The 19,985-nt window shown below is 69.4% G+C and carries 22 protein-coding genes; 4 read left to right on the forward strand and 18 right to left on the reverse strand.

The genetic code is table 11. The features are described from left to right. Positions 1-88: 88 nt before the first annotated feature. Positions 89-682, forward strand: a complete 594-nt coding sequence (locus ACZ61C_RS37615; protein ID WP_465312680.1) for a TetR/AcrR family transcriptional regulator — start codon at positions 89-91, stop codon at positions 680-682. 3 nt (positions 683-685) lie between these two features. Here the strand turns inward: ACZ61C_RS37615 and ACZ61C_RS37620 are convergent, their stop codons facing one another. Together ACZ61C_RS37620 and murA are read right to left on the reverse strand one after the other, a co-directional pair. Beyond that, positions 686-1,261 carry a Uma2 family endonuclease gene (locus tag ACZ61C_RS37620; protein WP_465312681.1) on the reverse strand — a complete coding sequence of 192 codons (576 nt, stop codon included), beginning with the start codon at positions 1,259-1,261 and terminating at the stop codon, positions 686-688. Positions 1,262-1,311: 50 nt separating this feature from the next. Next, complete coding sequence (murA, locus tag ACZ61C_RS37625; protein ID WP_465312682.1) at positions 1,312-2,586, reverse strand: UDP-N-acetylglucosamine 1-carboxyvinyltransferase; 1,275 nt, start codon at positions 2,584-2,586, stop codon at positions 1,312-1,314. A 61-nt stretch (positions 2,587-2,647) separates the two neighbouring features. Here murA and ACZ61C_RS37630 point away from each other — a divergent pair, with 61 nt between their 5' ends. Next, on the forward strand, positions 2,648-3,220 hold the full coding sequence (locus ACZ61C_RS37630; RefSeq protein ID WP_465312683.1) for a cob(I)yrinic acid a,c-diamide adenosyltransferase: 573 nt from the start codon (positions 2,648-2,650) through the stop codon (positions 3,218-3,220). On the opposite strand, the gene aroA is transcribed toward ACZ61C_RS37630, so the two are convergent. From aroA to prmC, 16 genes are all read right to left on the reverse strand, one after another. Beyond that, positions 3,217-4,455 (reverse strand): 3-phosphoshikimate 1-carboxyvinyltransferase, encoded by a 1,239-nt coding sequence (gene aroA, locus ACZ61C_RS37635; protein ID WP_465312684.1) that lies wholly within the window; start codon positions 4,453-4,455, stop codon positions 3,217-3,219. The two genes, ACZ61C_RS37630 and aroA, sit on opposite strands and share 4 nt — an antisense overlap. A 10-nt stretch (positions 4,456-4,465) precedes the next feature. After that, positions 4,466-4,786 (reverse strand): putative quinol monooxygenase, encoded by a 321-nt coding sequence (locus ACZ61C_RS37640; protein ID WP_465312685.1) that lies wholly within the window; start codon positions 4,784-4,786, stop codon positions 4,466-4,468. 69 nt (positions 4,787-4,855) lie between these two features. Beyond that, positions 4,856-5,290, reverse strand: coding sequence for a DUF2550 domain-containing protein (locus ACZ61C_RS37645; protein WP_465312686.1), 435 nt, complete (start codon positions 5,288-5,290; stop codon positions 4,856-4,858). 25 nt (positions 5,291-5,315) lie between these two features. Further along, a complete protein-coding gene (locus ACZ61C_RS37650; RefSeq protein ID WP_465312687.1) occupies positions 5,316-5,681 on the reverse strand; it encodes a F0F1 ATP synthase subunit epsilon in 366 nt (121 codons plus the stop codon). Between the two features lie 114 nt (positions 5,682-5,795). After that, a complete protein-coding gene (gene atpD / locus ACZ61C_RS37655; protein WP_285476233.1) occupies positions 5,796-7,223 on the reverse strand; it encodes a F0F1 ATP synthase subunit beta in 1,428 nt (475 codons plus the stop codon). Further along, positions 7,223-8,161 (reverse strand): F0F1 ATP synthase subunit gamma, encoded by a 939-nt coding sequence (locus ACZ61C_RS37660; protein ID WP_465312688.1) that lies wholly within the window; start codon positions 8,159-8,161, stop codon positions 7,223-7,225. The genes atpD and ACZ61C_RS37660 overlap by 1 nt, the downstream gene beginning before the upstream one ends. Positions 8,162-8,172: 11 nt before the next feature. After that, entirely contained in the window at positions 8,173-9,810 is a 1,638-nt protein-coding gene (gene atpA / locus ACZ61C_RS37665) for a F0F1 ATP synthase subunit alpha (protein ID WP_465312689.1), read from the reverse strand. Positions 9,811-9,867: 57 nt separating this feature from the next. Continuing rightward, on the reverse strand, positions 9,868-10,692 hold the full coding sequence (locus tag ACZ61C_RS37670; protein WP_465312690.1) for a F0F1 ATP synthase subunit delta: 825 nt from the start codon (positions 10,690-10,692) through the stop codon (positions 9,868-9,870). Positions 10,693-10,698: 6 nt separating this feature from the next. Continuing rightward, a complete protein-coding gene (locus tag ACZ61C_RS37675; RefSeq protein ID WP_465312691.1) occupies positions 10,699-11,250 on the reverse strand; it encodes a F0F1 ATP synthase subunit B in 552 nt (183 codons plus the stop codon). 34 nt (positions 11,251-11,284) lie between these two features. Then, positions 11,285-11,539 (reverse strand): ATP synthase subunit c family protein, encoded by a 255-nt coding sequence (locus ACZ61C_RS37680; RefSeq protein WP_465312692.1) that lies wholly within the window; start codon positions 11,537-11,539, stop codon positions 11,285-11,287. A gap of 55 nt (positions 11,540-11,594) precedes the next feature. Beyond that, positions 11,595-12,380: a F0F1 ATP synthase subunit A gene (gene atpB, locus ACZ61C_RS37685; RefSeq protein WP_465312693.1), complete on the reverse strand. Its 786-nt coding sequence runs from the start codon at positions 12,378-12,380 to the stop codon at positions 11,595-11,597. A 522-nt stretch (positions 12,381-12,902) separates the two neighbouring features. Next, a complete protein-coding gene (locus tag ACZ61C_RS37690) occupies positions 12,903-13,340 on the reverse strand; it encodes a hypothetical protein (protein WP_465312694.1) in 438 nt (145 codons plus the stop codon). A 49-nt stretch (positions 13,341-13,389) separates the two neighbouring features. Next, the gene (locus tag ACZ61C_RS37695) at positions 13,390-14,547 is read right to left on the reverse strand and encodes a glycosyltransferase family 4 protein (protein ID WP_465312695.1); all 1,158 of its coding nucleotides are present in this window, start codon (positions 14,545-14,547) and stop codon (positions 13,390-13,392) included. A 74-nt stretch (positions 14,548-14,621) separates the two neighbouring features. Then, positions 14,622-15,272, reverse strand: coding sequence for an L-threonylcarbamoyladenylate synthase (locus ACZ61C_RS37700; RefSeq protein ID WP_465312696.1), 651 nt, complete (start codon positions 15,270-15,272; stop codon positions 14,622-14,624). Positions 15,273-15,339: 67 nt separating this feature from the next. Beyond that, entirely contained in the window at positions 15,340-17,310 is a 1,971-nt protein-coding gene (locus tag ACZ61C_RS37705; protein WP_465312697.1) for a M6 family metalloprotease domain-containing protein, read from the reverse strand. 148 nt (positions 17,311-17,458) lie between these two features. Continuing rightward, the gene (gene prmC / locus ACZ61C_RS37710; RefSeq protein WP_465312698.1) at positions 17,459-18,325 is read right to left on the reverse strand and encodes a peptide chain release factor N(5)-glutamine methyltransferase; all 867 of its coding nucleotides are present in this window, start codon (positions 18,323-18,325) and stop codon (positions 17,459-17,461) included. A gap of 235 nt (positions 18,326-18,560) precedes the next feature. On the opposite strand from prmC, the gene ACZ61C_RS37715 reads away from it, so the two are divergent. Both ACZ61C_RS37715 and ACZ61C_RS37720 read left to right on the forward strand, forming a co-directional pair. Beyond that, positions 18,561-19,544: a glycosyltransferase family 2 protein gene (locus tag ACZ61C_RS37715; protein WP_465312699.1), complete on the forward strand. Its 984-nt coding sequence runs from the start codon at positions 18,561-18,563 to the stop codon at positions 19,542-19,544. Further along, positions 19,541-19,972, forward strand: coding sequence for a GtrA family protein (locus ACZ61C_RS37720; protein ID WP_465312700.1), 432 nt, complete (start codon positions 19,541-19,543; stop codon positions 19,970-19,972). Before ACZ61C_RS37715 ends, ACZ61C_RS37720 begins: the two co-directional genes overlap by 4 nt. Positions 19,973-19,985: the final 13 nt, after the last annotated feature.

Consider the following 19,985-nt stretch of genomic DNA (forward strand, 5'->3'; position numbering starts at 1 on the left):
TCTCCTTCGACGTTTGGACGAGACGGTACCGTCCCGACGTCACTGTAGACGGGACGGTACCGTTCCGTCCACCCGCTACACTGCGCTCATGGCACGCACCCCGACCGGCGCCGCGGTCCTCCAGCCCGAGGTCACGCAGGCGATCGCCGACGCCGTCATGTGGGAACTCGCCGAGCAGGGCTACGGGCGGCTGTCGATGGAAGCCGTGGCGAAACGCGCCGGCGTCGGCAAGAGCGCGCTGTACCGGCGGTGGGTGTCGAAGGACCACATGATCGCCTCCGTCGTGACGGAGTTCAGCGTGACCCGCGCGCCGGAGGTCGACACGGGCTCGCTGCGTGGGGACCTGCGCGAAACGATGCAGGCCCTGATCGACTGGTTGACGCACCCGCTGTTCTCGCGGATCCTGCCGGACCTGGTCGCGGAGGACGCCCGCAACCCGGACCGCGGCGCCGGCCTGCGCGAGGCGATCGGCGGCCCCCGCCGCGAGGTCGGCGAGGCGATGCTGCGCCGTGCGATCGCCCGCGGCGAGCTGGCGGCGGACCTGGACATGGAGCTGGCGCTCGACGCCCTTGCGGCGCCGATCTACTGGCGCCTGGTGGTCCGCCTGGCCCCGGCGGAACCGGACTACCTCGACCGGTTGGTGACCTACGCCCTGCGCGCGCTGGGCGCGCGGGACGCCTGACGCTCAAAGCAGGTCGGCGAGGTCCATCGCGAAGTCGAAGGGATCCGAAACGGCCAGTTTCCCCTTGTGTGCGCCCGAAGAGGTGTAAACGCCGGTCGTCGGGTCGAGCCGGTAGCAGAAAACCGTGAGCCCGCGGACGTCGTCCGTCTCGTTCTCCACCCGCCAGAAGCGGGGAATCCGTGCGGCCGCGTACTCCGCGGGTTTATCCGTCTGGTCGGCTGTGATCGACCCCGGTGACATGACTTCGATCACCAGGGAACAGTGATCCGGCCGCAGGACAGCATCCGCATTCAGCGACGCGTCATAGACGACGAGGTCCGGCCGCCGATTGAGCAGCGGCACGTCCCGGAGCCGAAGGTCAACGTCGAACTCGACGGCCAGACCAGCTCCGCATGCCTCTTCAAGCGCATAGGACATCCGGCGGATGATCTTCTGATGCGGACGGCGCGGGGCCGGATTCACGACAATCGCTCCATCGACGATCTCGATGACACGGCAGACCTCTTCGGGCAAAGCTTCGTATCCGTCGACCGACAGGCCTTCGGGCGGAAGCACCATCCAGTCGGGCAGCGCCGTCATCGCAACCCCCTGTCCGCGGTTTACCGAAGTTTACGATACCTGGTGCGTGACTACTTGCGGTCGGGTTCGCCGCTCACGCGCTTGATGTTCGCGCCCAGGCGGTTGAGGTTCTCGACGAAGTGCGGGTAGCCGCGATCGATGTGGAAGACGTCCCAGACCTCGGTGACGCCGTCCGCGCACAGGCCGGCCAGGACCAGCCCCGCGCCCGCGCGGATGTCGGACGCCCAGACCGGCGCGCTGGAGAGCCGCTCGACGCCGCGGACCACCGCGTGGTGGCCGTCGGTGCGGGCGTCGCCGGAGAGGCGGATCATCTCCTCGATGAAGCGGAACCGCGCCTCGTAGACGTTCTCCGTGATCATCGACGTGCCCTCGGACACCGCCGAGAGCGCCACCGCGAACGGCTGGAGGTCGGTCGCGAAGCCCGGGTACGGCAGCGTCACCCAGTCGACGGCCTTCGGGCGCTCCGGCTGGACCACGCGGAAGCCCTTGTCGCCGAACGTCTCGACGTCCGCGCCGGCCAGCTGGAGCTTGCTCAGCACCAGGTCGAGGTGGTGCGGGTTGACCCCGCGCACGGTGATGTCACCGCGGCTCATCGAGGCGGCGAACGCCCAGGTCGCGCCGACGATCCGGTCGCCGATGACGCTGTGGGTGGTCGGGTGCAGCTGCTCCACGCCGTGCACGGTCAGCGTCGAGGTCCCGGCGCCCTCGACCTTCGCACCCATCTCGACGAGCATCGTGCAGATGTCGACGATCTCGGGCTCGCGCGCGCAGTTGTCGATGACCGTGGTGCCCTCGGCGAGCACAGCCGCCATCAGGATGTTCTCGGTCGCGCCGACGCTCGGGAAGTCGAGCCAGATCTGCGCGCCGACCAGCGTCTCGGCCTTCGCGACGACGCAGCCGTGCTCGATCGTGCTCGTCGCGCCCAGCTTGCGCAGGCCGTTCTGGTGCATGTCCAGCGGCCGCGAGCCGATCGCGTCGCCGCCCGGCAGCGCCACGACGGCCTGCTTCAGCCGGCCGACCAGCGGGCCCAGCACGCAGACGGACGCGCGCAGCTTGCCCATCGCGGCCGAGTCCGCGCGGTGCGACAGCTCGGCCGGCGTCGTGATGGTGGCCGTGTCGCCTTCGATGACGACCTCACAGCCGACGCTCCGCAGCACGTCGCCCATCAGCGGGACGTCGAGGATCTGCGGGCAGTTCGTGATGGTCGTGGTGCCCTCGGCCAGCAGGGCCGCGGCCATCAGCTTCAGCACGCTGTTCTTCGCGCCGACCACGTCGACCTCGCCGACCAGCCGGGCTCCGCCATGCACGTCGAAGTGCTCGCTCATGGCCGCCAATCATGCCCTCTCGCCCGGATTCGGCCCGGGCGGGGGCCGCTATGGTGGGTTCATGGTCGTTCGCATCAACCGGGTCTACACGAAGGTCGGCGACAGCGGCACGACCGCGCTCGGCGACGGGTCCCGCGTGCCGAAGACGTCCCCGCGCCTGGGCGCCTACGCCGACACCGACGAGGCGAACTCGGTCATCGGCCTGGCCGTCGCGCTGGGCGCGCTGCCGGACGAGGTCAAGGATGTCCTGCGCACGGTGCAGAACGATCTTTTCGACGTCGGCGCGGACCTGTGCCTCCCGATCTCCGACGACCCGCCGTACCCGCCGCTGCGCATCACGGAGAAGTACGTCGAGCGGCTCGAGGGCTGGTGCGACGAGTTCAACGACCGCCTGCCGAAGCTGACGTCGTTCATCCTGCCCGGGGGCACGCCGGGTGCGGCGTTCCTGCACCAGGCGCGCACGGTGTCGCGCCGGGCGGAGCGGAGCGCGTGGGCGCTGTACGAGGCCGAGCCGGAGACGACGAACCCGGTCGCGGTGAAGTACCTGAACCGGCTCTCGGACCTGCTGTTCATCCTCGCGCGGCTGGCGAACCCCGAGGGTGACGTGCTGTGGGCGCCGGGCGGGCAGCCCTAGATCCCCCAGCTCGCCCGCAGCGACCCCAGCGCCTGGTGGAAGCCGGGGAAGGTCTTCTTCACGCAGTCCGGGTCGTCCAGGGTGATGCCGGGCGTCCGCAGGCCGGTGATGCTGAACGCCATCGCGATCCGGTGGTCGCGGCGGCACTTGACCAGGGCTCCGGTGGGCGTGCCGGGCTGGATCTCGATCCAGTCGCGGCCCGTCTCGACCTGGATGTCGAGCGCGCGCAGGTTCTCCTCGCACGCGTCCAGGCGGTCGCACTCCTTGATCCGCGTGTTGTAGACGTCCTCGATGCGCACCGGGCCCGAAGCGAACGGCGCGATCGCGGCCAGGGTCGGGACCGTGTCGGAGATGTCGCGCATGTTCACCGTGACGCCGCGCAGGCCGTCGGACGGACCCGCGACCGTCACCGAATCCGGCTCCAGCGACACGTGCGCGCCCATCTGGCGCAGGACGTCGACGAAGCGAACGTCGCCCTGCAGCGCGGCCGAACCCAGCCCCGGGATGGTCACCGTGCGGCCGGTGACCGCCGCCGCGGCCAGGAAGTAGCTGGCCGTCGACGCGTCGGGCTCCACCGGGTACTCGCACGCCTGGTACGGCGCAGGCGGCACGACGAACGTCTTGCCCTCACGCCGGACGTCGACCCCGAAGCGGCGCATCATCTCCAGCGTGATCTCGACGTACGGCACCGACACCAGGTCCGTCACCGTGATCCGCAGCCCCTCCGCGGTCAGCGGCCCGAGCAGCAGCAACGCGGTCAGGAACTGCGACGACAAGCCTGCGTCGAGGGTCAGTGAACCGCCTTTGACGCCGTTCGCGCGCACAGTCAGCGGGTGGTGCCCGGGCTCGCCTTCGAAGGTCAGGTCGACGCCGAGCTCCTGCAGCGCGTCGGTCAGCGGGCCGAGCGGGCGGCGGCGCATCTGGTCGGACGCGTCGAAGTGGAACGTCCCGGTGCCGGCCGCGGCCAGCGCGGGCAGGAACCGGGCCGTCGTGGCGCCGTCGCGGCAGAAGACGTCGGCCGAAGCGACACCGGGACCCGACGGACGGCCTTCGATCGTCCACGCGCCCGGCTGCCGGTCGACGCGGTAACCGAGCTTGACGAGCCCCTCGGCGAAGCCCTCGGTGTCGTCCGAATGCAGCGGACGGCCGAGGGTCGTGGTGCCGTGCGCGGCGGCGGCCAGGAACAGGCCGCGGGCGGTGACGGACTTGGAGCCGGGGATCTCGACGAGGGTCACGGACCCCAGTTTAGTGGGGCTGGATCTCCGCCATCGGGCCCCAGTCGGAGGCGTCCTGGACGTTGATGATCTGCGGGTGGTCGCTGATGTAGGCGCCCAGGTTCGCGACCGCCCACTTGAAGTGCTCGGAGCCGACGTGCGCGACGGCGGCATCCTGGCCTTCGAAGCCCTCGACCAGCACGTACGTGTTCTTGTCCTCGAGGCTGCGCGACCACTCGAAGAACCGGTTGCCCGCTTCGCCGCGGGTGTTCTTGGTGTAGTCCGCGACGATGTCCGGCCAGGCTTCCGCGTGCTCCGGTTTGACCGGGAACTTGACCACGATGAAGATCATGGCCTCAACCGTAGGCCAAAACCGCGGCCGTGGCTGTCTCGGTTTGAGACAGCACAGTGAGACAGCGGGTCAGGAAGCCCGGGGAAGACGTCGCCCGGGCGGGGCGGACTCGAGCCACGACAGGAAGCCGGTCAGCGCGCCCGGGCCCATGGCGATCTCGATCGCCTCCTGGGTCTCGGACTCGCAGCGCAGCACGGTCGCCCCCTCGGGGACGGCGTAGGCCTCACTGCCGGAGGGGTCGCGCCGATCGGCGATCTGCATGCTTTCACGCTGGAAGACGCGGTCCGGGCCGGTCCGCAGGCTCCACACGCGGTACCAGACGAACTCGTCCCCCTCGTAGCGGCCCAGCCCCAGGTGCCAGCCCGCGCGCGCGTTGTCCGGACGCCACCGCAGCGCGACGCTCACGCCCCCGCCCCGGCGCATCCGGATCCAGCGCTGGCCGTACCACCCGACCAGCACGACGAGCACGATCAGGAGCCCGGTTACCACCACGGTGATCGTCACGGCCCGGCTCCTGCCCGTCTCCCGCTCAGGCCGACTGACCTGCCGCGCGGAGCTGGGCGGTGGCCCTCGTCCGCTCGGTCTCGTCATCGGCGTTCAGGGCCGCCTTCGCCGCGCTGACGTCGATCTCGTCGGACAGCTCGGCGCTCTCGGCGAGGATGCTCACCCCGGTGCCGGTCACGGAGAGGAACCCGCCGTGCACCGCGGCGCAGACCGTCTCACCGTCCGTGGTCGTCACCTTGACCACACCACCCTCGACGAGCTGCCCGAGCACGGGTTCGTGGCCGGCCATGATGCCGATCTCACCCTCGGTGGTCTGGGCCACCACAAAAGTGGCGGTACCCGACCAGAGACGGCGCTCGACAGCCACCAGCTCCACGGACATCTCGGCCACGTAGCACTCCTTCGCTCGGGGTGTTACCACCGAGTGTAATAGGTCTGTATCCCGGTATGAGAACGGCGGGGGCCCGAGTCCACATAGGACACTGCCCCCGCCGAGCTCACGAAATCACTTCTTGGTGATTTCCTTGTACTTCTTCTCCAGGTCCTCGAGGCCACCGATGCCCAGGAACGCCTGCTCCGGGTAGTGGTCGAAGTCACCCTTGGAGATGCGGTCGAACGACTCGATGGTCTCCGAAAGCGGCACCGTCGAGCCCGGGATCTGCGTGAACGCCTCGGCGACCAGCATGTTCTGCGACAGGAACCGCTCGATCCGGCGGGCCCGCTGGACGGTGAGCTTGTCCTCTTCCGAGAGCTCGTCCATACCGAGGATCGCGATGATGTCCTGCAGCTCCTTGTACTTCTGCAGGATCCGGATGACCTCGGAGGCCACGCGGTAGTGGTCCTCACCGACGATCGCCGGGTCGAGGATCGTCGACGTCGACGCCAGCGGGTCCACCGCCGGGAAGATGCCCTTCTGGAAGACACCACGCGAAAGCTCGGTGGTGGCGTCCAGGTGGGCGAACGTCGCGGCCGGCGCGGGGTCGGTGTAGTCGTCCGCGGGGACGTAGATCGCCTGCATCGAGGTGATCGACCGGCCCCGGGTCGAGGTGATCCGCTCCTGCAGCTGGCCCATCTCGTCGGCCAGCGTCGGCTGGTAACCCACGGCCGAAGGCATGCGGCCCAGCAGGGTCGACACCTCGGAGCCGGCCTGGGTGAACCGGAAGATGTTGTCGATGAAGAGCAGCACGTCCTGGTTCTGCACATCGCGGAAGTACTCCGCCATGGTCAGCGCGGACAGGGCGACGCGCATGCGCGTGCCCGGCGGCTCGTCCATCTGGCCGAACACGAGGGCGGTGTCGTTGATGACGCCGTCTTCGCTCATCTCCAGGAAGAGGTCGTTGCCCTCACGGGTGCGCTCGCCGACCCCGGCGAACACCGAGGTGCCACCGAAGTTCCGGGCGACACGGGTGATCATCTCCTTGATGAGCACCGTCTTGCCCACGCCGGCACCGCCGAAGAGGCCGATCTTGCCACCCTGGACGTACGGGGTGAGCAGGTCGACGACCTTCAGGCCGGTCTCCAGCATCTCCGTCTTGCCTTCGAGCTGGTCGAAGGACGGCGGGTTGCGGTGGATGCCCCAGCGCTCGAGGTCGTCGCCGTAGCCGGGCTCGTCGAGGCACTCGCCGAGCGCGTTGTAGACGTGGCCCTTGACCTTGTCGCCCACCGGCACGGTGATCGGCTTGCCGGTGTCGGTGACCTCGGCGCCGCGGACCAGGCCGTCCTGCGGCTGCAGCGAAATCGTGCGGACGAGGTTGTCACCCAGGTGGGAGGCGACCTCGAGCGTCACGGTCTTGCGCAGCTGCTCGAACTCGATTTCGACCTTGAGCGCGTTGAACTGGTCGGGAACGGAACCGCGCGGGAACTCGACGTCGACGACCGGCCCGGTCACCGAGACGATGCGCCCCTTGGCGCGCGGGGCTTCAGTACTGGTCATCAATCATCACTTCCTGCTGCGGTGAGCGCGTTCGCGCCACCGACGATTTCGGAGATCTCCTGGGTGATCTGCGCCTGGCGGGCCTGGTTCATCTCCCGCGTCAGGTTGCCCACCAGCTCGTTCGCGTTGTCCGAGGCGGCCTTCATCGCCGTGCGGCGCGCGGCCAGCTCGGACGCGGCCGACTCGAGGAAGGCCGCGTAGAGCCGCGTGTTGATGTACTTCGGCAGGAGCGCGTCCAGCAGCTTGTCGGCACTCGGCTCGAACTCGTAGCTGGGGAGCAGCCCGGCGGGCTTCTCCTCTTCGCCTTCGGAGTACTCGACCTCGAGCGGCGCGACGCGCTTGGCCGTCGGCCGCTGGGTCAGCATCGACACGAACTCGGTGTAGACGATGTGGATCTCGTCGACACCGGTGATGCCGTCGGCGTTGCCGTGCTCGTCGTCGACGCCCCGCATGAAGGACTCGACCAGGGCGTCGCCGGCCGCGACCGCGTTCGCGTAGCCCGGCTGGTCGGAGAAGCCCGTCCAGCCGTCTACGACCTCGCGGCCCCGGAACCGGTAGTAGTTCAGCCCCTTGTTGCCGGTGACGTAGACCTCGGGCTCCTTGCCCTCCGAACGGAGGAGGGCGAGCAGCTCTTCGGTAGCGCGCAGCACGTTGGAGTTGTACCCACCGCACTGGCCCTTGTCACTGGTCACGACCAGGACGGCGGCCCGCTTCGGGTTCGGGCGCTCGACCAGCATGGGGTGGTCGAGCGTGGTGGCCGCGCCGGCCAGCGCCGAGAGCACCTTGGTGATCTCGTCCGCGTACGGCCGGGAAGCGGCGACCCGCGCCCGCGCCTTGGTGATGCGCGCGGTGGCGATGAGCTCCATCGCCTTGGTGATCTTGCCGATCGACTTGGTCGCCTTGATGCGCGACCGGAGTTCCCGGAGTTGTGCGGCCATGAGCTACCAGCTCACTTCTTCGGGGCGGGCTTGTTGACCTTGACGGTCTCCTGCCCGACCTTGTCGGATTCCATGGCGTCCGCGTTCTCCTCGAGCTGCTTGCCCTCGGAGGTGGTGAACTCCTTCTTGAACTCGTTCACCGCGGCGACCAGCTTCTCGGCGGTCGAGTCCTCGAACTTGCCCGAGTCGCGGATCGCGCCGAGGACGTCGTCGTGCTTGCGGCGCGCCGAGTCGAGGAACTCGTGGTTGAAGCGGCGCACGTCCTCGGTCGGGACCGAGTCGTAGTGGCCGTTCGTGCCCAGCCACACCGTGCAGACCTGCTCCTCGACCGGGATCGGCGAGTACTGCGGCTGCTTGAGCACCTCGTACAGGCGGGCACCACGCTCGAGCTGCGCCTTCGACGCGTCGTCGAGGTCCGAGGCGAAGGCGGCGAACGCCTCCAGCTCGCGGTACTGCGACAGGTCGATGCGGAGCGAGCCGGAAACCGACTTCATCGCCTTGACCTGCGCGGCGCCACCCACGCGGGACACCGAGATGCCCACGTCGATGGCCGGGCGCTGACCGGCGTTGAACAGGTCCGACTGGAAGAAGCACTGGCCGTCGGTGATCGAGATGACGTTCGTCGGGATGTAGGCCGACACGTCGTTGGCCTTCGTCTCGATGATCGGCAGCCCGGTCAGCGAACCGGCGCCCAGCTCGTCCGAGAGCTTCGCGCACCGCTCGAGGAGACGGGAGTGCAAGTAGAAGACGTCGCCGGGGAAGGCCTCGCGGCCCGGCGGGCGGCGCAGCAGCAGCGAGATCGCGCGGTACGCGTCGGCCTGCTTGGTCAGGTCGTCGAACACGATGAGGACGTGCTTGCCCTCGAACATCCAGTGCTGGCCGATGGCCGAGCCGGTGTACGGCGCGATCCACTTGAAGCCGGCGGAGTCGGACGCGGGCGCCGCGACGATGGTGGTGTACTCCATCGCGCCGGAGTCCTCGAGGGACTTCTTCACGGCCGCGATCGTGGAGCCCTTCTGGCCGATCGCGACGTAGATGCAGCGGACCTGCTTCTGCGGGTCGCCGGTCTCCCAGTTGGCCTTCTGGTTGATGATCGTGTCCACGGCAACGGCGGTCTTGCCCGTCTTGCGGTCACCGATGATCAGCTGGCGCTGGCCGCGGCCGATCGGGGTCATCGCGTCGATCGCGGTGATGCCGGTCTGCAGCGGCTCCGACACCGGCTGGCGCTCGACCACCGAAGCGGCCTTGACCTCCAGCGGGCGGCGGTCGGTGGTCTCGATGTCGCCGAGACCGTCGATCGGGGCGCCCAGCGGGTTGACGACGCGGCCGAGGTAGCCGTCGCCGACCGGCACCGACAGGACCTGGCCGGTGCGCTTGACCTGCTGGCCTTCTTCGACGCTCTCGAAGTCGCCGAGGATCGCGGCGCCGATGGAGCGCGCGTCCAGGTTCAGTGCGACGCCCAGGACGCCGCCGGGGAACTCGAGCAGCTCGTTGGCCATGGCCGAGGGGAGGCCTTCGACGTGGGCGATGCCGTCACCCGCGTCGACCACGACGCCAACTTCTTCCCGGCTCACGTCCGGGGCGTAACTCGAGACGTAGTTCTCGATCGCGCTACGGATCTCATCCGAGGAGATCGTCAGCTCGGCCATGTCTTTCCCGCTCTCGCTTCGTTCTTGCCAGTATGCAAAGTCTTGTGTGACCCGGGGCTATGCCCGGGCCAGCCGCCTGCGCAGGGCCGCCAGCTGACCCGCCGCGCTCCCGTCGATGACCTCGTCGCCCACGCGGACGACGAGCCCGCCGCCGAGCCGCGGGTCGACCTCGACGTGCAGCGCGATCTGCCGCCCGTAGATGTCGTTGAGCTTCGCGCCCAGCTGGGCGGTCTGCTCGTCGGACAGAGCGTTCGCGCTGGTCACGTACGCGACCGAGCGTTCACGGCGTTCCGCGGCCAGCTTGACCAGCTTGTCGAGCCCGACGCCGACGCCGCGGCCCTTGGCCCGGCGCACGACCTGCTCGACGAGGGTTTCGGTGACGACGTCCACCTTGTCGGCGAACAGCCCGCGCACCAGGGTGCGCTTTGCGTCGGCGGGGCCGGCCAGGTCGGAGAGCGCCGTCTCCAGCTCCGGGGCGCCGGCCACGATCCGCGCGACCTGGAACAGCTGGGCCTCGACGGTGTCGACGTTCCCGGTCTTCTCGGCCGCGGTCAGCAGCGCCGAGCGGCCGAGCGACTCGAGCCCGTCGGTCAGCTCGCGGGGGCTGGACCAGCGGCTGCCCGCCACGGCGTCGAGCACCTTCAGCGCCGGTTCCGAGAGCTTGCCGTCGAACAGCCGGCGCACCAGCCCGGTGCGCGCCTCCGGCGTGGTCGAGGCGTCGCTCACGGCCCGGCGCAGGCCGATCTCACGGTCCAGCAGGTCGACGACCGAGAGCAGCTCGTCGCCGACCGTGGCCGCGTCGGCTCCCGCGTCGGCCAGAACCTCGCCGAGGCGTTCCTCGGCGAGGCCGAGCGCTTCACGGCTCGCAGCATGCAGCGTCATTCCGGTCTACTTCCCCGCCCCACCAGCAGCACCGGCGGTGTCCAGCTCCGCGAGGAACCGGTCGACGGTGCCACGACGGCGCGCCTCGTCTTCGAGCGACTCACCGACGATGCGGCTGGCCAGCTCCACGGCGTTGCGGCCCATGTCGGCCCGCAGCTCGGCGATGATCTGCGCCTTCTGGGCCTGCAGCGCGGCCTGGCCCTGGGCGACGATCCGCTGGGACTCGGCCTCGGCCTCGGCCCGCAGCTCCGCCTTGATCTGCTCGGCTTCGAGCCGGGCGTCGTCGCGGATCTTCGCGGCTTCGGACCGGGCGTCGTTGAGCTGCGCCCGGTACTTGGCCAGCGCCTCTTCGGCTTCGGCCTGGGCCTTCTCGGCCTTCTCGATGCCTCCCTCGATCTTCTGCGCACGCTCTTCGTACGCCTTCTCGAAACGAGGGACGACGTACTTCTTGAGAATGAACAGCAGGATCAGGAAGGCGACGATGCCGAGAATGAGCTCGGAAATGTCCGGCACGATCGGCAACGGTGTTTCCGATGCCAGAACCAGTTCGTTCGTCACGACAACGTCTCCTTAAGCGGCGAGCTGGACGGGCTCAGGCGGAGGCGATGAAGTAGATGACGATACCGATCAGGGCGAGCACCTCGGTCAGCACGAAGGTCGCGTAACCGATGCCCTGGAGCTTGCTCTGCGCCTCCGGCTGACGCGCGGTGCCGTTGATGACGGCGGCGAAGATCAGACCCACACCGATGCCCGGGCCGATGGCGCCGAGGCCGTAGCCGATGGCGGCGAGACCCTTGTTCAGGTTGACGGCCTCGGCGGCCTGCTGGGCCAGAACGATGTTGCTCACGTGCATTTCCCTTCACTTCGGTCCACGCGCTCGCGTGGATCGGGGGCTTGTGTTCTCAGTGCTCCGACGCCAGCGCGGCGCCGATGTACCCGGCCGACAGCAGGGCGAAGATGTAGGCCTGCAGCACCTGGATGAAGGCCTCGAGGAAGGTCAGTCCGATGGCGAAGATCCACGCCACCAGCGAAACCGGCTTCAGGGCCCAGCCGGACGTCTCCGTCAGCAGGAAGGTGCCGCCCAGGGTGAACACGGCGAGGATCAGGTGACCGGCGAACATCGCCGCGAAAACACGGATGGCGAGCGTCAGCGGGTTGAGGAAGAACTTCTCCGCGAACTCGATCAGTGCGAACAGCGGAAGCACCATCGGCGGAACTCCGGGTGGCGCGAGCTCCTTCTTGAGGTACCCACCCAGGCCGTGCTTCTTGATCCCGACGAAGTGATACACGGGGTAGACCACGAGGACCGACAGCGCGACCGGGAAACCGAAGCGCGCCATGGTCGGGAACTGCAGCACGGGGATGACGCCGTACAGGTTGTTCACCAGGATGAAGGTGAACAGCGCGAAGATGACAGGGACGAACCGCTTGAAGTCCTTGCTGCCGATCTGTTCGCGCGCGATGTTGTTGCGGCTGAAGTCGTAGATGGACTCGGCAACGAACTGCCCCTTGCCCGGCACAACCTGCAGCTTGCGGGTCGCCAGCAGGAAGTACGTCGCGATGATCACGACCGAAAGCACGACCAGCAGCATCGGCTTGGTGACCGAGCCGAAGATCGGCGGCAAGATGAAGCTTTCGGCTCCGGGCGGTGCGAACACCGCTCCCTCGGCCAGTACCAGCGCGCCCACTGGGCTCCTTCCGGTTCTCCCGGCCGGCGTTCACTCCGCCGGGGGAATCGTCACGATCTGGACTTAACGTACCCGATACGTATCGGGACGCCGGAGGCGGCTGCCCCACTGTGCGATGAACACGGCTTCACGTTCTGCACACGGGGTTGTCTCGCGTGAACACTGCCCTGCGGTCTACTTCGGACCAGCGGCGGAAGAGGCGGAACTACACGGTCGCCACACTGCTGATCGCGGTTCGTCTTAGGGAGCGTGCGGCCGAGGCCGCCACCCTTGACGCGGACCATACCAGCAGGTCAATCAGTGCCGTACAGGCGTACTCCATACCAACCGATCAGCCCAGGACTTAGGTCCCGGGTGGTCCCGGGACCCAGGTCCGGACCCGGGCGGGACCCCGTCTCCCACGCCGCAGGCGAGCCCTTCGAAGGGGTCCCGGAGGGGCGCGCGAAAGCGCACGGAGGTGGTCCCGGTCACACTCGGGCGGCGGCAGGCCGCCTCACCCTGCGTGAGGGGACCCGGCTGTGGTCAGGAGGGGATGATCGTCGGGATCTTGGTCCTGCGGAAGGCCGCGAACTCGGCCCCGGCGGCCACCAGGATGGCGACGATCATGGTGATCCCGAGCGACAGCGGGTGCAGGGCGGTTACGCCCTTCAACAGCGTCAACGCACCGAAGAGCACGATGACCTTCACGACGTACCCGCTCAGCGCGATGACCATGACGAACATCGGGTCGAGGCCCGCGCTGAAGCGCATCATGCCCAGCGTCGAAAGCGACGCGAGCATCGCCAGCACGGCGCCGACCAGCGAGCCGAGGAAGCCGTGCAGGCCGTTGAGGATGCTGAAGAGGACGATGCAGACCACCACCGCGGGCACGGTCGCCACCAGCGAAGCCTTCGTCATCGCGCGGGCCGCCTCCACCACGGGCTTGGCGTGGGGGTTCTCCTGCGTTTCGGTCTCGCTCACGACTGGCTCCCTGCTCGGTTCGACACCCGAGTGTAGAGAACCCGGCGGATCAGGCGCCGGGCTGGTGGCGCGAGCGCAGCCGCGGGATGACCGAAACCACCACCGCGAACACCAGCCCGGCGCCGATGATCCACAGCGCCGCGGCGTCGTCGAAGAGCGTCACCGACACCGCGCCGAACGCGAGGATCCCGGCCCACAAGTAGATCAGGAGCACCGCGCGGCGCTGGGAGTGCCCGATCTCCAGCAGCCGGTGGTGCAGGTGCATCTTGTCCGCCGCGAACGGGCTTTCGCCGCGGCGGGTGCGCCGGACGACCGCCATGATCAGGTCCAGCAGCGGCACGAACAGCACCGCCGCCACGACCACCAGCGGGGACAGCAGCGCGATCGCGTCCTTGCCGCTGAACTGCGGGTAGGGCACGCGCCCGGACGCCGACGTCGTCGCGCCCGCGAGCATCAGGCCGATCATCATCGAGCCGGAGTCGCCCATGAATATCTTGGCCGGCTGGAAGTTGTAGGGCAGAAAGCCCAGACACGCCCCGGCGAGCGTGGCCGCGATCAGCGCGGGCGGGTACGTGCCGACGTCGCCGCCGGAGCTGTCGAGCAGCCCGAGGGAGAACGCGCACGTCGCCGCGGCCGCGATGAACCCGAGGCCGCCGGCCAGCCCGTCGAGGCCGTCGACGAAGTTCATCGCGTTGACCATCACCACGACCATCAGCACGGTGAGCAGCGCGCCCTGGTTCTTGTCCAGCACCAGCACCGAGCCGAACGAGTCGCCCTGCCCGCCCCACGGCACCCAGAACGACACCCACTGCACGCCGAAGATGACCAGGATCCCGGCGCACATGACCTGGCCGGCGAGCTTCGTCCACGCGTCGAGCTCGAACCGGTCGTCGAGCGCGCCGATCAGCGAGATGACCCCGGCCGCGAGCAGCACGCCGACCGAGTCGAACGAGGCGTCGAAGCCGTGGGACAGCGCGGGCAGCTGGTGGGCCAGGCCCATCGCGCCGGCGACGCCGAGGAAGATGCCGATCCCGCCCATCCGCGGGATCGGGGCGACGTGGACGTCGCGCGCCCGCGGGTTGGCGATCGCGCCGACGCGGATCGCGAGCCGGCGCACGAGACCGGTGAGCAGGTAGGTCACGGCCGTCGCGGTCAGCGCGACGAGGATGTATTCCCGGATGGGGAGCAGACCGGATGTGGGCGGCACGGGGGCGTCACGCTCGCGGGGTCGGGGTCACCCGCGACACGCTATCGTGCCGCGGTTCCCGGCCTGATCCGGCTTCACGCCAACGTTTCCGCGGGCACACCGAGCACCTCCGCCACGGCTGCCTTGGCCACGGCGCCCTCGCGCAGCACCACCGGTTCGGCGCCGGTGAGGTCCACAATGGTCGATGCGACGGCCTCGCCGCTGGAGCCGCCGTCGAGGTACACCGCGACCGAGTCGCCCAGCTGTTCCTGCGCCTCCTGCGCGGTGCTCGCCGGCGGCCGGCCGGAGACGTTCGCGCTCGAGACGGCCATCGGGCCGACGTCGCGCAGCAGCTCCAGCGCCACCGGGTGCAGCGGCATCCGGAGCATCACGGTGCCGCGCGCGTCGCCGAGGTTCCACTGCAGGCTCGGCGCGTGCGGGAGCACGATGGACAGGTCGCCCGGCCAGAACGCCTCGATGAGCGCGCGCGCCTGCGGGGGCACGCCGAGCACCAGTCCGTCCACAGTGGACCAGGAGCCGACGAGCACGCCGACCGGCATGTCCGGGCCGCGGTTCTTCGCGCGCAGCAGCGCCTGGACGGCGCCCGCGTCGAACGCGTCGGCGCCGATGCCGTAGACCGTGTCGGTCGGCAGGACGACCAGCCTGCTCGACCGGACCGCACCCGCCGCCGCGGCCAGCCCGTCGGCCCGGGAGTCACGCTTGCTGCAGTCGTAGACCACGCTCATGGCAAGGAGCCTAGCCTCGTGGGTGGTGAGGAGGCCGTCAGCCCCGCTCACCACCCACGAGCACGCGTCAGAAGCCGAACGCCGTGCAGCTCGCCGTCGCGGTCTTCGACGGGTCGCTCACCGAGGTCGCCGTCAGCTTCACCCGGGCGGCCAGGTCACCGCCGCCGCGCTTCGCGAAAGCAGCCACCTTCGTGAACTGGCCGAACTTCGCCGTCGCCAGCTCGTTCGGCAGCCGCACCTGCCAGCCCTTCGCGTCCGTCGAGACGCTCAGCCGGTAGGTGTCGGTGTCGTACGGCGCCTTCGCACCGCGCGCCGAGCCCGTGTTGAGCAGCCCGAAGTCGCAGGTCGCGAGCCCGTCGCGGGTGAACGCCGGCAGCGCCGGGGTCACCGCGGCGCCGCGCGCCTGGCTGCCCGCGCCGTCCAGCGAGGCGACCGTGACCGTGTACGACAGGATGCCGCGGCGGTCCCGGGCGAGATCGGTGACCAGGAACCGCAGCCGGTTCGCCTGGTCGGTGTACTCGTACGGGCTCGCCGCCTCGGTGCCCGCCTTGAACAGGGCGTCGTTGAGCTGCCGGTAGTCCCCGACGGTGATCTTCACCGGGGTGCCGTCCGGCTTGGTGTAGTCGGTGATGCCGATGTCCTGCGGGTTGGCGTCGATCACCCAGTCGAACGGCGCGTTGTCCTTGTTCTTCGTCTTGGTGATCATGACGCCGGAGTCCGGCGCGAAGGAGTCCGCGCCCATCCGGTCGACCACCTCGACGGTGTAGTTGTCGTACCCGCCGCCGTCGCAGAACGGGTCCTTGGCGCGGTCGCACTTCGGCGCCTTGTCCCCGCCGGTGAGCTTGATGTTCAGCCCGGTGAACGCGCCGGGCTGCGCTTCGGTCTCCCGAGCGGTCAGGCGCGCGCTGACCGGGCCGGTCTTCGCCAGCGCGTCGCGGTCGAGCTGCAGGACGTCCGCCGGGTCGACGATGCCGAGCTTCAGCTTGTTGCGCAGCTGGTGCTGGGCGCCCATCGAGCTGCCCTGCGTCGCCGGGATCTGCCAGCGGGTGTGCGGTCCGCCGGGCCCGTTGAACGTGCCGCGCGAAAGCATGTCCCACGGCCCGCTGTAGCTGCGGGACGGCGGGACCCCGAACGGGTTGTTGTAGTTGTCGCCGATGCCCAGGATGTGGCTGAACTCGTGCGCGTAGGTCGACTGGCCGGAGCTTTCGGCCTGCACCGAGCTGCCGTCCTGCGCGTTCGGCCAGATGCTGGCGGCCGACGCCCACGACGTCCACGGGACATAACGGGTCGCCGCGTAGTTGGGCAGGTCGTGGTTCGGCGGGCCGAACGCGTCGGGCACGTTCTCCTTGGCGCCGAACTTCATCTCGCCGAACTCCTGCCAGGTCGAGCTCTCGTCCTGGCCGGCGGAGAGGTAGAAGACGAAGTCGAACTGGTTCGCGGTGTCCCCGACGTCGGCGCGCCAGGCCGCGTTGGCGTCGGTGCGGATGTCCCTGGTGCAGTTCGCGCTCGGCGGGCAGGCGCTCGGCTGGAACTCCATGCCGTACTCGTAGGACTTCCCGGGCATCCGGTACGCCCCGAACGCGGTCAGCTGCACGCCGAACCGGCCGCCGGAGTCCTCCATCCAGTACTCGTTGATGGTGTGCCCGTTGTTGAGCGCCTCGGGTTTGTTGAGGAAGTCCTGGTAGTACTTCGCGACGCCGGCCCGCGGGATGTTCGCGGCGGCGGGGCCCGGGTTGCCGAAGATCGTCGAGTTCGCCGGCTTCGTGACGACGAAGTCCTGGTCCGGGTAGTCGGCGAGGACAACGGCGCCCTTGAAGGTGCGCTGGGTGGGCTTGAGGCTCGGGTCGGCCCAGTTCGTGCCGGGCACCTTCTTGTAGTCGGACCAGGTCATGTGGTCCTGGTTCTCCCAGTGCGTTGCGTCGATCGGGGCCGGCCAGCCACGGGTGAGCGGCGCGGCGGCGGCCGTGCCCGCGCCGAGCCCGGTCAGGACCGTGACGGCGGCGAGCAGGGCGAGCGCTTTCGGGGTTCTGGAACGCATCTGCGGCTCCTTCACTGGACACCCACGGGGGAGGTGGGTCCCGGTGATCGACCGTATTGAGCCGAGCTGTCCCCGTTCTGCCGCGGAGGGAGGTTTACCCGCTTGCCCCACGACGAAAGTCTGGCCGGTTTGTCAGCCGCGCCGCCGCTCAGCCCAGTCGTCGAGCCGTGACGAACCGCGCGCGCCCCGTCAGGTCCGCGTGGTCCTCGACGCCGGTCAGCACGCGCCGCGCGCGCACCAGCGCCGGGACCGCCGAGCCGTGCGTGTCGTCGTGCTCGATCGCCAGGCCGCCGCCCGGGCGCAGCAGGCGCGCGCCCGCCGCGATCGCGTGGCGGATCACCGCCAGGCCGCTCTCCTCCGCGAACACCGCGCGCGGCGGGTCGTGCTCGGCGACCTCCGGGGGCACCGGGGTCCCCTCCGGGACGTACGGCGGGTTGCACAGCACCAGGTCGACCAGGCCGTCGAGCTCGGCGAACATCGTCGGGTCGCCGATGTCCCCGGAGTACAGCCGGATCGGGGTGTTGCCGGCGTCGGCGTGGACGTCCGCGTTGTGCCGCGCCCAGGCCAGCGCCTGCGGGTCGACGTCCACCGCGTAGACGACCGCGTCCGGCCGGGCGTGCGCGACACCCAGGGCGAGCGCCCCGGAGCCGGTGCACAGGTCCACCACGACCGGGTACTCCCGGCCCTGCAGGAACTTGACGCCCCACTCGAGCAGCAGCTCGGTCTCCGGCCGCGGCACGAACACGCCGGCCCCGACCGCGACGGTGATCTCCCCGAGCGCGGCCCAGCCCGTCAGGTACTGCAGCGGGATCCGCTTCGCGCGTTGCTGGACGAGCTGCCCGATGGCCTCGATGACGGGCGGGTCGACCAGCGGCACCATGGGCAGCCGCCCGCGTTCGACCCCGAGCACGTGCGCGGCGATCACCTCGGCGTCGAACCGCGGTGAGGCGACACCGGCCCGCTCGAGAATCCGGGTGGCCTCGATGATGGCCAGGCGCAGCGGCTGCCGATTCACTCGTCGTCCTTCACCTCGTCAAGCCTGGCACACCAGGCGGAACTCCCCCGTCAGGACACGCGCCGGTCCTCCATCGTCCAGCGTATCGAGGCACCCGCGCGGGCCGTGCCCGGCTCACGCGCGTGACAAACGCCCGCGTAACGGCGGTCACCGCCAGAATGGAACCGGACACCGTGGCCGGCGAAGCCGCCGGCGGTTCCTAAGATGACCGTGACACCGACCTCCGGGAGTGCCCGTGCCGAACGAGCCGGACCAGCGCCGCCGGGTCGCGTTCATCTTCCCGATCTACAACGAGGAAGAGAACGTCGACCTGCTGCACCGCACGGTCGACGAGGTCACCGCGCCGCTGGCCGGGCGGTACGAGTTCAGCTTCGTCTACGTCGACGACGGCAGCCGCGACGCCTCACTGGAGCGGCTCACCGAGCTCGGCGCGCGCGACCCTCGCGTCACCGTCGTCGAACTGTCCCGCAACTTCGGGCACCAGATGGCCGTCACCGCCGGGCTCGACCTGGTCGACGCGGACGCCGTGATCATCATGGACAGCGACCTGCAGGACCCGCCGCGGGTGGCGCTCGAGCTGCTCGAGAAGTGGGAAGAGGGCTACGACGTCGTCTACGCGCAACGGCGGTCGCGCCAGGACCCGCCGTTCAAGCGGTTCACCGCGAGCGCGTTCTACTGGTTCCTGCGGAAGATGGCCGCGGTGGACATCCCGAAGAACACCGGCGACTTCCGGCTGGTCGACCGCAAGGTCGTCGACGAGCTGCGCAAGTACCGCGAACGCGACCGGTTCCTGCGCGGCCTGGTCAGCTACGTCGGGTTCAAGCAGACGGCGGTGCTGTTCGACCGCGACAAGCGCCACGCCGGCGTGACCGGCTACCCGCTGACGAAGATGCTGCGCTTCGCCGCCGACGGCATCCTCGGGTTCTCGACGACGCCGCTGCGGATGATCACGCGGATGGGGTACCTGATCTCGCTGCTGAGCTTCCTCGGCGTGCTCTACGTCGTCGGCGTGAAGCTGTTCGCGCCGGAGACCGCGGTGCCCGGCTGGGCGTTCATCACCATCGCGATGTTCTTCCTCGGCGGCATCCAGATCATCATGCTCGGCGTGCTCGGCAGCTACGTCGGCCGCACGTACTCGCAGGTGCAGAACCGGCCGCTATACACGGTGGCGTCGGTGCGCACCGGGCAGCCCGCCGGGAACCGGAGCGCCGCCCGATGAGGTTCGTCACCGCGACGCAGGTCCGTTTCGGGATCGTCGGGATCGGCAACACCCTGGTCGACGCGCTGGGGTACGCGCTGCTCGCGACGCTCGGCGTGCCGACGTTCCTGGCCAACTTCATTTCGACGACCGCGGGCATGCTGCTGTCGTTCACGCTGAACCGGAACTTCACCTTCCGCGCGAGGGACGGCGACATCCGCCGCCAGGCGCTGCTGTTCTTCGGCGTGACGGCGTTCGGGCTCTGGGTGGTCCAGTTCGGCGTGATCACGCTGGTCAGCCACCTGTTCCCGGGGGTCAACCTGCTGGTGCCGAAGGGCGCGGCGATCGTCGTCGGGCTGTTCTGGAACTACCTGCTCTACCACTACGTGGTGTTCCGGCACCGGCCCGTTTCGCCCGTTCCCGGTGCAGCGCCCGCCGACTCTGCGTGATCTCGTACGCTGT

The organism is Amycolatopsis sp. NPDC104587 (assembly GCF_055583645.1).

Coding starts and splice junctions, on each gene's coding strand:
- ACZ61C_RS37615 (WP_465312680.1), top strand. CDS start 89: ATGGCACGCACCCCGACCGGCGCCGCGGTCCTCCAGCCCGAGGTCACG.
- ACZ61C_RS37620 (WP_465312681.1), bottom strand. CDS start 1,261: ATGACGGCGCTGCCCGACTGGATGGTGCTTCCGCCCGAAGGCCTGTCG.
- murA (WP_465312682.1), bottom strand. CDS start 2,586: ATGAGCGAGCACTTCGACGTGCATGGCGGAGCCCGGCTGGTCGGCGAG.
- ACZ61C_RS37630 (WP_465312683.1), top strand. CDS start 2,648: ATGGTCGTTCGCATCAACCGGGTCTACACGAAGGTCGGCGACAGCGGC.
- ACZ61C_RS37640 (WP_465312685.1), bottom strand. CDS start 4,786: ATGATCTTCATCGTGGTCAAGTTCCCGGTCAAACCGGAGCACGCGGAA.
- atpD (WP_285476233.1), bottom strand. CDS start 7,223: ATGACCAGTACTGAAGCCCCGCGCGCCAAGGGGCGCATCGTCTCGGTG.
- ACZ61C_RS37660 (WP_465312688.1), bottom strand. CDS start 8,161: ATGGCCGCACAACTCCGGGAACTCCGGTCGCGCATCAAGGCGACCAAG.
- atpA (WP_465312689.1), bottom strand. CDS start 9,810: ATGGCCGAGCTGACGATCTCCTCGGATGAGATCCGTAGCGCGATCGAG.
- ACZ61C_RS37670 (WP_465312690.1), bottom strand. CDS start 10,692: ATGACGCTGCATGCTGCGAGCCGTGAAGCGCTCGGCCTCGCCGAGGAA.
- ACZ61C_RS37700 (WP_465312696.1), bottom strand. CDS start 15,272: ATGAGCGTGGTCTACGACTGCAGCAAGCGTGACTCCCGGGCCGACGGG.
- ACZ61C_RS37705 (WP_465312697.1), bottom strand. CDS start 17,310: ATGCGTTCCAGAACCCCGAAAGCGCTCGCCCTGCTCGCCGCCGTCACG.
- ACZ61C_RS37720 (WP_465312700.1), top strand. CDS start 19,541: ATGAGGTTCGTCACCGCGACGCAGGTCCGTTTCGGGATCGTCGGGATC.